Origin of the sequence: Pseudovibrio sp. Ad5 (assembly GCF_001623095.1) — a bacterium.
GTDB lineage: Bacteria > Pseudomonadota > Alphaproteobacteria > Rhizobiales > Stappiaceae > Pseudovibrio.
In genome coordinates, this window is record NZ_LMCH01000061.1 from 178,044 (window position 1) to 193,673 (window position 15,630).

A 15,630-nucleotide genomic window follows, 5' to 3' on the forward strand; every position below is an offset into this window, starting at 1 on the left:
CATTTGCTCAGGCTACAGCAATCGGAGACATGTTATGACAACAGCTGAGAACCAGCTTCGCCGGGAAGTTATAAGAACGGCGCGTGCTTTACAAAGCACTGGTTTGACACATGGAACCTCCGGCAACGTGAGCGCCCGATATGAAAACGGTATGCTCATCACCCCTTCTGGCATTCCTTACGAAGACCTGGAGATCAAGAAGATTGTCTTCATGGATCTTGAAGGCGGATACTTTGGGGATTACTTGCCTTCGTCCGAGTGGCGCATGCATATGGACATCTACCGGAACTACAAAGAAGCAGAGGCGGTTGTTCACTGTCATTCAGCCAGAGCGACTGCGCTTTCAACCCATAACAAAGGCATTCCGGCCTTTCATTATATGGTGGCTGTTGCTGGCGGTGATCAGATCAAATGCGCAGATTACGCCACGTTCGGAACCAAAGCCCTATCTCAAGCAATGATCAATGCGCTAGAAGACCGGAAGGCTTGCCTTTTGGCACATCATGGACAGATCGCTTTTGGTCCATCGCTGCACAAAGCGTTTGGCCTTGCCGGTGAAGTGGAAGCATTGGCTGATCAGTACTTGTCTGCGCTGGTTCTGGGAGAACCTGCACCTCTTTCTCCAACTGAGATGAAAGAGATTTTGAGAAAATTTAAAAGCTACGGCAAACAGCTGGATGCATTGGATGGAAACGACGCGGGTGCTTTTGAAATGCCCCAGCGACGTGACTAATCCAGAAAAGAACAAAGAATACAGAGGCGAATGCCTTTTATGATTGTAATGGGGGAATAACTGGAACATGCGAATTGGACTTGACTGGGGTGGTACTAAAATTGAAGCGCTGGCACTTTCTAACGAAGGTGAAGAACTGTTTCGCAAACGCGTTCCAACTCCCAAGAACGACTATCAGGGTTGCGTAGAAGCTGTTATCGGACTGGTTGCTGCAACGGAGGCGGCGACTGGCGAAGTCGGCACAGTGGGCATTGGCATTCCGGGTTCTATCTCGCCCAGCACGGGGCTGGTTAAGAACGCAAACTCCACCTGGATGAACGGGAAACCTCTCGATAAAGATCTTACAGATGCGCTTGGCCGTGAAGTGCGCATTCAAAACGATGCCAATTGCATGGCGGTATCTGAGGCCATTGATGGAGCGGGAGCAGGATGCGGAGTTGTTCACGGCATCATCATTGGCACTGGCTGTGGCTCAGGCATTGCGATTAATGGACGTCCCCATAAAGGCGCTAACGGCATTGGCGGCGAATGGGGCAACGTTACTGTGCCGTGGATGCAGGAAGGCGAGTTCCCAGGGCCGCTCAACTGGACCGGACACCACGGTACGATTGACCTTTTGTGCTCTGGCACAGGTTTCCAGTGGGATTATGAGAATGCCACCAGCAAGGTTCTTAAGGGCCGTGAGATCATTGAGTTGATGCGCTCTGGTGATGAAGCTGCCATGGGCACCTATCAGCGTTATGTAAGCCGCTTAGGCCGCGCCTTGGCGATGGCAGCCAACATTTTAGATCCGGACTGTTTTGTACTCGCTGGTGGAATGTCCAACGTGGAGGAGATTTACAAGGATCTTCCTGCTGCGATGCGTCCTTACATTTTCTCTGATGGTTATGATTTTGATATCCGCAAGGCCAAACACGGCGACAGCTCTGGTGTGCGCGGAGCGGCATGGCTGTGGGGTAAAGGCGAAACAACGCTGCGGCATGTCAACGAAAGCTCGTAAACGTACTTTTCCTTATGGATTTCTCTTTCTATAGTCAGAACTCACGATTCCGATTTCCTGAAAGAAATTTCCATGACAATGACAAGCCAAGAAGTCCTTGCAAAGCTGGTTAGCTTTGACACGGTCAGCGCAAAAACCAATCTCCCCCTGATCAAGTGGATCGAAGAGTATCTTAATGATCTGGGGGTCTCCTCTTCCATTCTACCAGACGAGACGGGTGAGAAGGCGAGCCTGTTTGCGACGATCGGCGGAGATGGGACCGATGGTTACATTCTTTCAGGTCACACAGATGTGGTGCCGGTTGAAGGGCAAGACTGGAGCAGTAACCCGTTCTCCCTTCGCGAAGAAGACGGTCTGCTATACGGTCGCGGTTCCTGTGACATGAAAGGCTTCGTAGCGTGCTCTCTTGCCAAAGTGCCAGAGATGCTCAAGGCGCCGCTGAACAAACCGTTTCACCTGATGTTCTCCTATGATGAAGAAACAGGCTGTACCGGCGTTCAGCCTGTGCTGTACAAACTTGCTGGCGAAGGCTTTCAGGCGGAAGCATGTTTCGTTGGTGAGCCGACTGAAATGCAGGTTGTAGTGGCACATAAATCCAAAGCCTCCTACCGCGCTGTGTTTACCGGCCTTTCCTGCCACTCCTCCCTTGCACCAAAGGGCGTAAACGCCGTGCATTATGGCGCTCGTCTTGTTGCAAAACTTGAAGAGATGGCACGGGAACTGGCAGCGGGCCCGAGCGATGATCTGTTTGACTTGCCATATTCCACGGCTCACACAGGTGTCATGAAGGGCGGCACTGCACTCAACATTGTGCCTGAACACTGCGAAGTCATCTTCGAGTTCCGTGTGCTGCCAACTGAAAGCCTCCAAGCTTGCATGGACGAGATCAGGCGTTATGCCACGGAGGAGCTTCTTCCTGAAATGCGCAAAGTTTCTGAAAAGGCAGATATCGAGCTCATTCCTTACTCTGAGATCCCAGGACTGGATACGGAAGTTGAAGCGGATGTGACTGTTCTGGCGAAGAAACTGGCTGGTCGCAACGACCACGCAAAAGTTGCTTATGGCACAGAAGCCGGCCTGATCCAGACCATTTTGAAAGTCCCAACCGTGGTGTGTGGCCCAGGTAGCATCGAGCAAGCTCATAAACCGGACGAGTACATCAAACAGTCCGAACTCGAAAAGTGCGACGGTTTCCTAGACCGCCTGATCCAGCACGCGTGTGCTTAAGTTGATGATGGGGAGCTCTTCACGATGGGTTGAAGGGCTCTTCTTTTCATTGCTGGGTGCAATTTTGTTTCAGGAGTTGCACCTATGAGCTCCTTAGGTTATGAAAATCGCATGATGACTATGCAAGCACAAAACATGCTGTGGTGGTGGCGCCGGTGACGGTGGCTGAACACGCATGTCTTGTTGACCTGTAATTTCCAAGCCGCCGCATTTTCTGCAGGCGGCTTTGTTGTATCTACCGCCTCGCAAACATCGGAAACAGGTGTGCACGACCCGGAGGATTGACCATGCCGATTACGGCAGAACGGACTTATAAGAGCAAAGGCGGCGTTATCATCCGCCGTAAAAGCCGAAATGCTGATTATGCCGCTGGTACAAGCGAATGGATGGACAGGCTGGACCGTCAACGCGGTGCTGTGCTTTCCTCTTCCTACGAATATCCGGGCCGCTACACGCGCTGGGATATGGCGTTGGCCAACCCACCGCTGCTGATTGAATCCAATGATCGCAAGATTACCATTCAAGCGCTAAACGAGCGTGGGCGCGTGCTGATGCCTGCCGTTCATGGCGCATTGGATGGTCACGAGGATATCGCAGATTTCAATGCAGATGAGTACCGCATTGATCTGACTATCAAGACGCCGGACAGAGCCTTTTCAGAGGAAGAGCGTTCCCGCCAGCCTTCAACCTTCTCCGTGGTGCGTACACTTGTTGATCTGTTTTCCTGTGACGACGATCAGCTCGGGTTGTATGGTGCATTCGGATATGATTTGACGTTCCAGTTTGAGCCGATTAATCAGAAGCTGCAACGTCCTGACGACCAGCGGGACATGGTGTTGTTTCTGCCCGATGAAATCCTGATTGTTGACCACTATGGCCGTAAAGCCCATGTGCTGGAATACGATTTTGAGTTCAATGCCAAAACGACAGACGGTCTGCCGCGTGATGGTGAAGAAACACCCTACAAAGCAGCGACTGAAACTCCAGCACGGGGTGACCATGAACCGGGTGAGTACGCTGATCTGGTGCGCTCTGCAGTCGATTATTTCAAGCGCGGTGATCTGTTTGAGACCGTTCCGGGACAAGTGTTCTATGAGCCTTGCAAAAACCCACCATCCGCTGTTTCTCGCCGTTTGCAGCAGATCAACCCTTCGCCTTATTCCTTTTTCATCAACCTAGGCAACGCCGAATATCTGGTTGGTGCCTCTCCTGAGATGTATGTGCGAGTGACTGGTGGTCGCCGTGTGGAGACATGCCCGATTTCTGGCACGATCCGCCGCGGCAAGAACGCGATTGAAGATGAAGCACAAATCCGCAAGCTGCTGAACTCCGCCAAAGACGAAGCAGAACTGACCATGTGTTCTGACGTGGACCGGAATGATAAGAGCCGCATCTGTGTTCCAGAGTCTGTCCGCGTGATTGGTCGTCGTCAGATCGAGATGTATTCTCGTCTGATTCATACCGTGGATCACATCGAAGGCACTCTGCTTGATGGCAAGGATGCGCTGGATGCGTTCCTTTCTCATACATGGGCTGTAACTGTTACTGGTGCGCCGAAGCGTTGGGCTATGCAGTTTATCGAGGATCACGAAAGGAGTTCTCGTGCATGGTATGGCGGTGCGATCGGTGCTGTGCTGTTTAATGGCGATATGAACACAGGTCTGACCCTGCGCACAGTTCGCATCAAGGATGGTGTAGCTCAGATCCGTGCAGGTGCCACGCTGCTTTATGACAGCATCCCAGAGGATGAAGAAGCTGAGACTGAGCTGAAAGCATCTGCGATGATTGCTGCGGTTCGCGAAGCTGGACTTGCGCTTACCTCTGAAGAGGAAGTGGTTAAGGCTAAACCGGGCAAAGGCAAGAAGATTCTACTCGTCGACCACGAAGACAGTTTCGTGCACACACTGGCAAATTACTTCCGTCAGACAGGCGCTGAGGTTGTGACTTACCGTAGTCCAGTGCTAGATGACGTCTTTGATCAGGTTAGTCCGGATCTGGTCGTGTTGTCCCCAGGCCCAGGTTCTCCGAAGGACTTTGACTGCCGGGCTACCATCGAACGGGCCCGTGCACGCAAGCTGCCAATTTTTGGTGTGTGTCTTGGTCTGCAGGCGCTGACTGAAGCGTTTGGCGGTGAACTTGACCAGCTTGATGTGCCTGTGCATGGCAAGCCATCTCTTGTTTCCTTCAGTCACGGTTCCAAGCTGTTTGATGGGCTGAGTTCACCTGTCAGTGTTGGCCGTTATCACTCCTTGTTTGCTAAACGGGATGTGTTGCCAGATTGCTTTGAGGTAACCTCAGAGACCAAAGACGGTGTGATCATGGCAATTGAACACAAGAATGAGCCTATTGGCGCTGTTCAGTTCCATCCAGAGTCTATCATGTCCCTCGATCAAGACGGTGGTCACAAGATTATTGAAAATGTGATGACCAAACTTCTTACCGGTGGCTAGATCGACTCTCTGACCAAATTGAATTCATCAATTGGACTAAATTAAAGGCCGGGATTGAGCGATCACTTCCGGCCTTTCTCCTAGAATTTTGTATAGATGGTTTATCTGCACGAAACCTAGAAGCATCTTTGGTCGCATTGTTGTGGAATTGCAGCATATAAATGCGCTGGATAGTGAACGTGAACCTATTCAGATTGAGAATATTGCAAGTCTCATGTGCGCCGGGTTGCGTTATATGACTAATCTATGCACGATTGAAGTGATTGACGCAGTCATTTTCCATAGGGATCTATAGACTGCAAAAGATCTTTACTGCGTATCCTACCGGAGAACAGTTGCCACTTTTCGGGATTACGCTTTGATTGACGAGAGTTTGCTCTCAAGGTTCACTAAAGAGGATAAAGATGAAGGTACGCGGTATTTTAAGCGGCGTTTTGATGGGCGCAGCGGTTCTAACAGGAACGTTTGCGACTACAGCAACTGCAGCAGAGAAGATCACTGTCGGCGCCTTGCGCTTCACTTCTCATGCGGCGAATTTTGTTGCGTTTGAAAAGGGTTATTTCGACGAGGCTGGTCTGGAAGTTGAGTTCAAGTTCTTTCAGGCAGCACAACCAATGGCGCTTGCTATCGCCTCCGGCGATGTGGACTTCGGCCTTACCGCAATTTCCGGTGGCTTGATCAGTCTTGCCGATAAGGGCGCTGTGAAAGTGATTGGTGGCGCACTACAGGAAGAAGCTGGCATTGACGGCCAGATGATCCTTGCCTCAAAAGCTGCGTTTGATGCAGGCCTGAAAACTCCGGCTGATCTGAAAGGCAAGAGCTTTGGTGTGACGACAGCAGGCTCGTCTTTCCATTACATGGCACATAAGATTGCAGATAAAGAAGGTTTTGGGCGCAAAGACATCAAGATTCGCCCACTCCAAAAAGTAGGCGCTGTGATTGGTGCGCTGAAGAGTGGTCAGATTGATGCGTGGTCTATTGTTCCCCACATCGCAAAAGGCCTTGCCAAGTCCCCACAAGTGGAAATGATCGGCAAAGTCTCTGACTATGTACCGAATTATCAGGTGACCACTGTCTTTACCTCCGCGAAGAACATTAATAGTAATCCTGAGCTGGTAAAGACCTTCCTTGGTGCCTACTCTAAAGGCGCAGCTGATTTTAACGCGACTCTGGTGGACAAATCCGCAGGAGATGCGGCGGCTGAAGACATGGTGAAGCTCATTCATAAGTACGTCTATGCTGATCGTTCATATGAGAAAGCTGCTCCATCCATTCGCAATGGAGCGATGCGTCTTAACGAAGGTGCTGCGCTAAACATGGCGAGTGTTGAAGACCAGCTCAACTGGTTCAAGAGCGAAAAGCTGGTGCCAGCAGGTGTAACACTCGACAAGCTGGTTGATGTGAAGTTCGTCGAAACCTTCTAATCCAACACACGCATTGCCCGCTGCGGGTGGGCAATGCCTTTTCCCTTAATCCGGTTGGATTACATGCAAATTTCCATTGAAAATCTCTCGCATGCCTACGGCTCTGTCGAGGTTCTGAATGATATCAACCTGACCTTTGAGCCCGGCGAGATTGCCGTGATCATCGGTCCGTCCGGTTGCGGAAAATCTACGTTGCTGCGTCTGATGGGCGGACTTGAAGAGCCGAGCAAGGGCGCCGCTTATATTGCAGGTCAGGCGCCAGAAGGGTCTCTCAATCCCCTCACCTACATCTTTCAGGATTTTGCGTTGCTGCCATGGCGCTCTGTGGCCGGGAATATCTCTTTGGTGCTTGAAGACCACAAGCTATCCAAACAGCAGAGCAAGGCGATCATTGATGATGTGCTTGCACGCACCAACCTCTCAGAGTTTCATGATGCACTTCCACGTCAGTTATCCGGTGGGATGAAGCAGCGTGTGGCAATTGCGCGAGCGTTGGCTGTGCGTCCAGCCTTTCTGCTCATGGATGAGCCTCTGTCAGCTTTGGACAGCCAGACACGAGAACTTCTGATGGATGATCTGGTGGCTCTTTGGGCCCGTGAGGCATTCTCTGCTTGCTATGTGACGCATAATCTTGCTGAAGCTGTTCGCCTTGGCCACAAGGTCATTGTGTTGTCTCGCCGCCCGGGCAAGGTTCGCGATGTTGTTGAGATCTCGATCCCTCTTGAAAAACGCCGGGAGCGAGCTGTGGAGCTTGAGGAGGTGCAGCAGCAGTTATGGCATATGATGCGCGAAGAAGCTCTTGCTGCAGATAGGGAGCTTGCCGATGTCTGATCAGATAAACCGCAAGAAAGTTCCTTTTCGTGGAGGCGGGTTCAAGCCACGCTCAATCCGCTTTGTTGCTCCATTTGTGTTTCTGGCATTGGTGTTGTTCTGGGAATTTGGCTCCCGCACAGGCATCATCAGCAATTTGGTTTTACCAGCGCCGTCGGAAGCGTTTCAGGCCTTCTTAGATCTCTATAATTCGGGTTTATTCTGGAAGCACGTGAGCACAAGTCTTTATCGGCTTGTCTTTGGCTGGAGCATTGGAACTGCACTTGGCATTTTGGTGGGATTGCTGATTGGGCTGTTTTCATTGGCGCGATCCAGCCTATTGCCGCTTACCTCAGCGTTTTTCCCAATCCCGAAGATTGCCCTGCTGCCGCTCTTCATCATCTGGTTTGGAATCGGGGAAGGTTCCAAAGTTGCGACAATCCTGTTTGGTACGTTTTTTCCTACAGTCATCGCCACTTATGGCGGCGTTGACCATGTGGAGCGTGGGTTGATCCGCATGGGGCAATCCTTCGGTATGAGCTGGCTTTCCATTGTGCGGAAGATCATTTTGCCAGGCGCTTTACCAGCGATCCTTTCAGGTGCTCGGATCTCCGCGAGCATAGCAATTATTCTGCTGGTCGCCGCAGAGATGATTGGCGCAGAATACGGCATCGGCGCTTATGTGTTGATGGCAGGTTCCTTGTTCGCAACAGATCAGTTGATCGTCGGCGTTGCGATGCTTTCCATTTTGGGGCTGTGCGTCAGCTGGTTGATCGGGAAAGCGGAAAAGGCCCTGCTGAACTGGCGCGGGTAATAGACAGGCTTCGCTGGAGAATAAAACAGCGAAGCTTTGCTTTCTAAGCAGAACTGGAATTACACGCGTTTTTGAAATTCACCTCAAACACGCTGACCCAGCCATTGTTATAGCTTTCGCGCATTGTGGAGCCGATTTCGCCAAGCTTTTCCCAATCGTGATGGCTTAAAACCACTCTGGTGCCTTCACCATCCTTCTCAAACGTCACATCCACACAGGTTGCCATGCTCTCCGGGTTATTAATGTGCCAGAGGATCGAAAGGGCATGTGAGGGCTGATAGATTTTGAGCGTTCCCCAATCATGGCGTGTGCCATCTTTTGCGACTTCATATAGCTTGCCGCCTTCCTGCTGCTCACAAAAGACCTCGGGCAGTTCGCCGCCACTCATTGCTGTTACAGAATGGGTTTGAATTGGCCACCATTTGCTGAAATCACTTGTAAAAACCTCAAAGGCTCTTTCCGGACTACAGTTCACCTTAATCGTTTTCACCACTGGTGTGATCATGCTGATCTCCTGTTGTTTGGTGACTTCATAAGACAGATTTATAACCACGAACTGTCAAGTCAGAAGCTCAAACTTCTATACCCTCCCGTTTCGACACAGATTAGAACTTCTTCTGCCAAAAATTAAAGATGGCATGTTCCCACATTTTGCTTCTATTGTTTCGCTGAAAGCTAATCTGAACGAAGATGTTGGCAGGCCGAAAAAAGGCATATTGCAGTCTTATCTCAGTCTTAGTGCCATATCAGACGAGGACAAATCATGGTTTTACGCATAAACGACACGATCCCTAATTTGACTGTTCCTACTGATCATGGAGAGATAAGTCTGCACGATTGGGTTAGAGACAGCTGGGCGATCATCTTCTCTCACCCTAAGGATTTTACACCTGTTTGCACGACTGAGTTCGGTGCTGTGGCCCAGCTTGGTAATGAATGGGCCAAGCGTAACACTAAAGTTCTTGGCGTTTCAGTTGATGGCGTGGAAGACCACAAGAAGTGGAAAGTCGACATTGAATCTGTTGGCGGTGCAAAGCCAGACTTTGCGATTGTAGCCGATGCTGGTCTTGAAATGGCCAAAGCCTTCGATATGCTGCCTGCTGAATATGTGCTACCTGATGGCCGCACACCTGCTGATTCAGCAACAGTTCGTTCTGTCTTCATCATTGGGCCGGACAAGCAAGTGAAGCTGATGATGACCTACCCTATGACCGTTGGGCGAAATTTTGCAGAAATACTGCGTGCACTGGACGGGCTTCAGATGTCTGCCAAGGGCGTTGCAACGCCTGCGGACTGGACTGTTGGCGAGGATGTGATCGTGCCCCCAGCCGTCAGTACCGAAGACGCAGAAGTTAAATTTGGCTCTGTGAAAACAGTCCTGCCCTATCTGCGATATGTGAGTGCGCCGAGCTAAACACTCAGAACACGGTCCTTTCAATAGAAAGCCCCGCAGAGATGATCTCTACGGGGCTTTTGAATGTTTTATTGAACCTGAGACTTAGTCAACTTTACGAACTGCGCCTTTGGATGCGCTGGTGGTCATGGCAGCATAGGCTTTCAGCGCGGTGGTCACCTTGCGCTTACGCGTCTCAACAGGTTTCCATGCAGCATTCCCTTTTGCTTCCATCGCAGCGCGGCGGGAGGCAAGCTCTTCATCAGAAACACGCATCTCGATTTTACGGTTTGGAATGTCGATATCAATCATATCGCCTTCTTCCAACAGGCCGATATTGCCGCCTTCAGCTGCTTCCGGGGAGACATGGCCAATGGACAAACCGGAAGACCCACCAGAGAAGCGGCCATCTGTGATGAGTGCGCAGGCTTTGCCGAGGCCTTTGGACTTGAGGTAGCTGGTTGGATACAGCATTTCCTGCATGCCCGGACCGCCACGAGGGCCTTCGTAACGAATGAGAACGATGTCGCCCTCTTTCACTTTACCTGTCAGGATCGCGCTGACTGCTGTGTCCTGAGATTCAAAGATGCGTGCAGGGCCGGAGAATGTGAGAATGCTCTCATCTACACCAGCTGTCTTAACGATACAGCCGTCTTCTGCCAGATTGCCGTAGAGAACTGCCAGTCCGCCATCCTGTGAGAAGGCATGTTCTTTGGAACGGATAACGCCGTTTTCACGATCTTCATCAACGCCTTCCGCATAGCGGGAGCTTTGAGAGAAGGCGACCTGTGTCGGCACACCACCAGGTGCTGCTGAGAAGAACTCGCGTACGCTTGTGCTGTCTGTGCGTTTGATATCCCAGCGCTCAAGAGCATCGGCTAAGTCTTTGGCATGTACTGATTTTACTGAGGTATCGATAAGGCCTGCACGGTCCAGCTCACCCAGAATACCGAGGATACCACCTGCGCGGTGAATGTCTTCCATGTGGACGTTGGCGATCGATGGAGCCACCTTACACAACACTGGTACAATGCGAGATAGACGGTCAATGTCTTCCATGGTGAAGTCCACTTCACCTTCCTGCGCTGCGGCCAGCAAATGCAGAACGGTGTTGGTGGAACCGCCCATCGCGATGTCCATAATCATTGCATTTTCAAAAGCTTTGAAGTTTGCAATGTTACGCGGCAGTGCGCTCTCATCTTCCTGTTCGTAATAGCGTTTTGCCAGATCTACGATCAGGTGACCAGCTTCGATGAACAGGCGTTTACGGTCTGAATGCGTTGCCAGAGTTGAGCCATTGCCCGGAAGGGACAGGCCCAGAGCTTCTGTCAGACAGTTCATGGAGTTTGCGGTGAACATGCCAGAACAGGAGCCACACGTCGGGCATGCGCTGCGCTCGATGCTTTCAACGTCGCTGTCAGAAACGTTGTCATCAGCTGCGGCGATCATTGCGTCGACAAGGTCAACTTTGCGTTTTTCACCGTTTGCGAGCGTTACTTTGCCAGCTTCCATCGGTCCACCGGACACAAACACGGTTGGAATGTTCAGGCGCAAAGACGCCATCAGCATGCCTGGAGTGATCTTGTCACAGTTGGAAATACAGACCATGGCATCTGCGCAGTGGGCGTTGACCATGTACTCCACGGAGTCGGCGATCAACTCACGAGATGGCAAGGAGTAGAGCATGCCGTCGTGACCCATTGCGATGCCGTCATCGACTGCGATGGTGTTGAACTCTTTTGCGATGCCACCGGCCTGCTCAATTTCGCGAGCGACGAGCTGGCCGAGGTCTTTCAAATGCACGTGGCCTGGCACGAACTGCGTGAAGGAGTTGACGACAGCAATAATTGGCTTGCCGAAGTCATTTTCTTTAACACCGGTTGCCCGCCACAGGCCTCTGGCGCCTGCCATGTTGCGGCCGTGTGTGGAAGTGCGCGAACGATAGTTTGGCATCGAAAACCCCAATCTGGCGAATATGTTATTTACGCGTTGCGGTATAGTTAGTTTTATCGGACTAATTTGGCAACTTTTCTTCAGCTTACAACACTAATGAGAAAAAGAGTACCCGCGGGTACGCCTCTCCCCTTCTGATCGCTTGAGCATTTCTCGGGTGTCGCCTGCTCGTGCCTCAAGTCTTGCAGCTTTTAGAAGCGGTTAAAGGCAAAACTGGAGAGATCGTGACCAGCTGGTTTCCCTGTGAGCACATCTGCCATAAGACGTCCAATAGATGGGCCTATTCCAAACCCATGGCCTGAGAAACCCGTCACGATATGCAGGTTATCCAGATTTGGAGCTCTATCGATCACCGGCAAAAAGTCTGGCATGGCATCAATGAGGCCGCCCCAGGCGGATTGCAGTTTCGTACCCTTGAGCTGCGGGAAACGATCAGCGAGTGCTTGTGTTAGAGCACCCAGCTCTTTCTGATCAGGTTTGGAGTTGAGGACGCGCATTGCTTCAAACGGTGTTATGTCCGCTCCGGTCCAACGTCTTTTTTGCATCCAGTGATCAGGGTAGTTTTTTGGAGACCATGGTTTGATGCTGGTACCCTTGAGGTTTTCGGCCATGTTGGGCAGCCATTCTTTCAGGAACCGAAATGAATCCAGACCAATATGATGGGTCTGGTTGTTCTTCAGTGCCAGCGTGTAGCCACCATCCTGACGGCGGCGCATAGCAAAAGTGTTGTCTGAGGCATTTGCCGGGAAGACATCCGGTACGGCTTGCGTTGCTGCAACGGTCAACTCTACAGAAAGTTGAGGCAGTTTAATGCCTGCATTGGCGGCGAACAAAGAAGACCATGCCCCACCTGCCAGCATTACCTGTCCTGCTTTGATCTCGCCTTGCTCTGTGACAACGCCCACAACCTCGCCACCGGACTTTACCAATGTACGAACAGCGTTGTTTTCGCAAATGACAGCTCCAAGTCGCTCTGCAGCTTTTGCGATGCCGAGCGTCGCCTGCCCGGGTTCAGCACGACCATCACTGGCAGTATGCATTCCGCCGATCCAGCGGCCTTCTTTACCTTTGATATCTTCATGAACCTGCGCTCTTGAGATCATGCAGGTATCAAGATCATATTTCCGGCCAAGCTCGACGAACTTCTCGAAGTTTTCCAAGTCCTCATGCTTTTCAGCAAGGTAGTAGACGCCGCTCGCGCTGTAGCCGAGGTCTTCCTCTGTCTCTTCGCTGAGCTCAGCCCACAAACGGCGAGCTTCGATAGAGAGCGGGATTTCCGGCTCATCACGTCCTTGCTGGCGAATCCAACCCCAATTACGGCTGGACTGTTCTCCTGCAACTCTCCCCTTTTCGCAAAGAGTGACGCTTACGCCCTTCTTGGCGAGGTAATAGGCGGTACACACACCAATGATGCCCCCGCCGATTATGAGCACATCTGTTTCCTGCGGCTGTTCTCCATGGAACTGCTGCGGTGTATTTTCTGAATAAATCACGTCACTTACTCAAGGAGGTTAGATAAAGGGTCCGAGCTTGATTTTGGAGCCATCGAAAAAACGCGAATAACGGAAGCGCATCAGGTCGTAGCCAGCTGGTTTGTCCATGAGCAAATCTGCCATTATGCGCCCTGCTGCTGGACCAATGCCAAACCCGTGCCCGGAAAAACCCGTTGCGATAAACACGCCCTTTTGCGTTGGGACTTCATCCATGATCGGGACAAAGTCCGGCATTGCATCAATCATTCCAGCCCAACTTTCTTCCATTTGCAGCCCTTTGAGCTGAGGGAAGCGGTCAACCAGACGATCCTGAATGCGTTTGAGAGCTTTCGGGCTTGGATCAGGGTTTAGCACACGACATGTTTCAAACGGTGAGACTTCATCTCCAGACCAATGCCACTTATGCGCCCATGAATCTGGATAGTTCTTTGGTGGGTTCATGCCAAAGGAAATGCCTTTGAAGGACGCTTTCACAGCAGGAAGCCACTTGAAGAGGTGACGAAACGAGTCCTTACCGATGTAGTGATCATGAATATCACTGACCGCAAGTGTGTAGCCACCATCTACTCTTTTGCGGAACGCGAATGTGCCGTCTGCAGCGTTGCCGTTGAAAAGATCAGGCGCAGCCTTGGTTGCAGCCACAGTTGCCCGCACACATAGCTGAGGCATGGACACGCCGAGATTTTGTGCAAAGAGTGAGGACCATGCACCAGCAGCGATCAGGACACGGTTTGCTTTGATCGTCCCCTTTTCGGTCACAGCACCTGTGAGTTTACCACCTTCAATCTCGAGCGTACGCACTGCACAGTCTTCAACGATCACAGCACCGTTGCGTTCCGCTGCTCTGCCAATCGCGGGCACAGCTATCCATGGCTCAGCACGGCCATCACTTGGTGTGACCATTCCGCCAACCCATTTGCCATCACGCCCCGGAATTTTGGCGTAGACCTCGTCTTTACTGAGGAGCTTGGTATCGAGTTGATGCTGTTTGGCGAGCTCAAGAAAGTCCTCATAGTTTTTGAGGTCCTCTTGTTTTTCTGCCAGATAATAAACACCCTCCTGGCGAAACCCGAGATCCTCTCCGGTTTCTTTCATCAGCTGCTGCCAGAGCCGGCTGCTTTCCATGGATATGGGGAGTTCTGCGGCATCCCTGCCTTGCTGGCGGACCCAGCCCCAGTTGCGGCTCGACTGTTCTCCGGCAACGCGGCCCTTTTCGCAGAGTGTCACGTTCACACCCTTTTGTGCCAGCCAGTAGGCTGTGCAGGTGCCAATCACGCCACCGCCAATAATCAGAACATCAGTCTGTTCTGGAAGGTCGCCGAAGAACTGTTGGGGAGTGGAGCTGGTATAGGTCGCCATGAAGGCCTCTAGGAATCGGATCTATAAATTACAATCCGATGAACTTAGCAGGACTAAGATACCACTGCACGAGGGTGTGCCTAAGCACTTAGTCGACCTTTGGATTAGACCATATTGGTAGGTCTGGTTGTTTCGCAACCAGAAGCTGGCCTGAGAACTCAACGCTCTCAGACCAGAGAATTGCTTAGCGCGGTGCCATACGGATTGCGCCATCCAAGCGGATGGTTTCACCGTTCAGCATTGGGTTGGTGCAGATTGCTTCCACCAGCTGAGCGTATTCGTCGCCGCGGCCCAAACGGGACGGGAACGGCACCTGCTGACCGAGTGAGTCCTGCACTTCCTGAGAGAGGCCACGAAGCATTGGAGTTTCGAAGATACCCGGTGCAACAGTCATCACGCGGATGCCGGACTTAGACAAGTCGCGTGCAACAGGCAATGTCAGAGCGGCGATGCCACCTTTAGACGCTGCATAAGCTGCCTGGCCGATCTGACCGTCAAATGCTGCCACAGATGCAGTGGAGATGATCACGCCGCGTTCACCATCTTCTGTCAGTGGCTCAAGATTTGCCATGCGTGTTCCAGCAAACGACGTACAGCGGAATGTGCCGACAAGGTTTACGTTGATCACCGTCTGGAACATATCCATTGGGTGCGGCTCACCACGAGAGGTGGTTTTTGCAACAGGCGCGATACCTGCACAGTTGACGAGAATACGTGTTGGGCCGTGCGCTGCTTCAGCTGCATCCAGACCTGCTTTCACGCTGTCATCGCTGGTGACGTCCACTTTGACGAACTGACCACCAATCTCTTGTGCCAGTGCTTTACCAGCTTCTTCATTCACGTCGAAAAGAGTTACTTTAACGCCATGGCCAGCCAATTTCCGTGCGGTTGCCGCGCCAAGACCTGATGAGCCGCCGGTTACAACGGCTGCAATTTCTTTATTAAGTTGCATGGAATCCCATCCCGATTCATTT

13 protein-coding genes are annotated in these 15,630 nt (G+C 51.6%); 8 read left to right on the forward strand and 5 right to left on the reverse strand.

Annotation, left to right across the window (positions count from 1 at the left end):
* Nucleotides 1–34: 34 nt before the first annotated feature.
* The 7 genes from PsAD5_RS18840 (at nt 35) to PsAD5_RS18870 (ending at nt 8,458) form a co-directional block, all read left to right on the forward strand.
* Nucleotides 35–733 carry a class II aldolase/adducin family protein gene (locus PsAD5_RS18840; protein WP_063293195.1) on the forward strand — a complete coding sequence of 233 codons (699 nt, stop codon included), beginning with the start codon at nt 35–37 and terminating at the stop codon, nt 731–733.
* Between the two features lie 67 nt (nt 734–800).
* On the forward strand, nt 801–1,733 hold the full coding sequence (locus PsAD5_RS18845; protein ID WP_063293196.1) for an ROK family protein: 933 nt from the start codon (nt 801–803) through the stop codon (nt 1,731–1,733).
* A gap of 72 nt (nt 1,734–1,805) precedes the next feature.
* Nucleotides 1,806–2,960, forward strand: coding sequence for an acetylornithine deacetylase (gene argE / locus PsAD5_RS18850; protein WP_063293197.1), 1,155 nt, complete (start codon nt 1,806–1,808; stop codon nt 2,958–2,960).
* 287 nt (nt 2,961–3,247) lie between these two features.
* Complete coding sequence (locus PsAD5_RS18855; protein WP_063293198.1) at nt 3,248–5,410, forward strand: anthranilate synthase component I; 2,163 nt, start codon at nt 3,248–3,250, stop codon at nt 5,408–5,410.
* A 404-nt stretch (nt 5,411–5,814) separates the two neighbouring features.
* Entirely contained in the window at nt 5,815–6,834 is a 1,020-nt protein-coding gene (locus PsAD5_RS18860) for an ABC transporter substrate-binding protein (protein ID WP_063293199.1), read from the forward strand.
* Between the two features lie 63 nt (nt 6,835–6,897).
* Nucleotides 6,898–7,665, forward strand: a complete 768-nt coding sequence (locus tag PsAD5_RS18865; RefSeq protein WP_063293330.1) for an ABC transporter ATP-binding protein — start codon at nt 6,898–6,900, stop codon at nt 7,663–7,665.
* Nucleotides 7,658–8,458 (forward strand): ABC transporter permease, encoded by an 801-nt coding sequence (locus tag PsAD5_RS18870; RefSeq protein ID WP_063293200.1) that lies wholly within the window; start codon nt 7,658–7,660, stop codon nt 8,456–8,458. Before PsAD5_RS18865 ends, PsAD5_RS18870 begins: the two co-directional genes overlap by 8 nt.
* 43 nt (nt 8,459–8,501) lie before the next feature.
* Here PsAD5_RS18870 and PsAD5_RS18875 read toward each other — a convergent pair whose 3' ends face one another.
* Complete coding sequence (locus tag PsAD5_RS18875; RefSeq protein ID WP_063293331.1) at nt 8,502–8,963, reverse strand: SRPBCC family protein; 462 nt, start codon at nt 8,961–8,963, stop codon at nt 8,502–8,504.
* A gap of 258 nt (nt 8,964–9,221) precedes the next feature.
* Here PsAD5_RS18875 and PsAD5_RS18880 point away from each other — a divergent pair, with 258 nt between their 5' ends.
* On the forward strand, nt 9,222–9,872 hold the full coding sequence (locus PsAD5_RS18880; RefSeq protein ID WP_063293201.1) for a peroxiredoxin: 651 nt from the start codon (nt 9,222–9,224) through the stop codon (nt 9,870–9,872).
* Nucleotides 9,873–9,956: 84 nt separating this feature from the next.
* Here the strand turns inward: PsAD5_RS18880 and ilvD are convergent, their stop codons facing one another.
* The 4 genes from ilvD to PsAD5_RS18900 all read right to left on the reverse strand — a co-directional run bounded on the left by ilvD (nt 9,957) and on the right by PsAD5_RS18900 (nt 15,608).
* The gene (gene ilvD, locus PsAD5_RS18885; RefSeq protein ID WP_063293202.1) at nt 9,957–11,804 is read right to left on the reverse strand and encodes a dihydroxy-acid dehydratase; all 1,848 of its coding nucleotides are present in this window, start codon (nt 11,802–11,804) and stop codon (nt 9,957–9,959) included.
* A 191-nt stretch (nt 11,805–11,995) separates the two neighbouring features.
* On the reverse strand, nt 11,996–13,297 hold the full coding sequence (locus PsAD5_RS18890) for an NAD(P)/FAD-dependent oxidoreductase (RefSeq protein WP_063293203.1): 1,302 nt from the start codon (nt 13,295–13,297) through the stop codon (nt 11,996–11,998).
* An 18-nt stretch (nt 13,298–13,315) separates the two neighbouring features.
* Nucleotides 13,316–14,656, reverse strand: a complete 1,341-nt coding sequence (locus tag PsAD5_RS18895; protein ID WP_063293204.1) for an NAD(P)/FAD-dependent oxidoreductase — start codon at nt 14,654–14,656, stop codon at nt 13,316–13,318.
* Nucleotides 14,657–14,840: 184 nt separating this feature from the next.
* The gene (locus PsAD5_RS18900; protein ID WP_057465964.1) at nt 14,841–15,608 is read right to left on the reverse strand and encodes an SDR family NAD(P)-dependent oxidoreductase; all 768 of its coding nucleotides are present in this window, start codon (nt 15,606–15,608) and stop codon (nt 14,841–14,843) included.
* Nucleotides 15,609–15,630: the final 22 nt, after the last annotated feature.

Bases quoted from the DNA above. Each gene is read 5' to 3' on its own strand.
- PsAD5_RS18845 (WP_063293196.1), top strand. From the start codon at position 801: ATGCGAATTGGACTTGACTGGGGTGGTACTAAAATTGAAGCGCTGGCA.
- PsAD5_RS18875 (WP_063293331.1), bottom strand. From the start codon at position 8,963: ATGATCACACCAGTGGTGAAAACGATTAAGGTGAACTGTAGTCCGGAA.
- argE (WP_063293197.1), top strand. From the start codon at position 1,806: ATGACAATGACAAGCCAAGAAGTCCTTGCAAAGCTGGTTAGCTTTGAC.
- ilvD (WP_063293202.1), bottom strand. From the start codon at position 11,804: ATGCCAAACTATCGTTCGCGCACTTCCACACACGGCCGCAACATGGCA.
- PsAD5_RS18865 (WP_063293330.1), top strand. From the start codon at position 6,898: ATGCAAATTTCCATTGAAAATCTCTCGCATGCCTACGGCTCTGTCGAG.
- PsAD5_RS18900 (WP_057465964.1), bottom strand. From the start codon at position 15,608: ATGCAACTTAATAAAGAAATTGCAGCCGTTGTAACCGGCGGCTCATCA.
- PsAD5_RS18860 (WP_063293199.1), top strand. From the start codon at position 5,815: ATGAAGGTACGCGGTATTTTAAGCGGCGTTTTGATGGGCGCAGCGGTT.
- PsAD5_RS18870 (WP_063293200.1), top strand. From the start codon at position 7,658: ATGTCTGATCAGATAAACCGCAAGAAAGTTCCTTTTCGTGGAGGCGGG.
- PsAD5_RS18880 (WP_063293201.1), top strand. From the start codon at position 9,222: ATGGTTTTACGCATAAACGACACGATCCCTAATTTGACTGTTCCTACT.
- PsAD5_RS18895 (WP_063293204.1), bottom strand. From the start codon at position 14,656: ATGGCGACCTATACCAGCTCCACTCCCCAACAGTTCTTCGGCGACCTT.
- PsAD5_RS18840 (WP_063293195.1), top strand. From the start codon at position 35: ATGACAACAGCTGAGAACCAGCTTCGCCGGGAAGTTATAAGAACGGCG.
- PsAD5_RS18855 (WP_063293198.1), top strand. From the start codon at position 3,248: ATGCCGATTACGGCAGAACGGACTTATAAGAGCAAAGGCGGCGTTATC.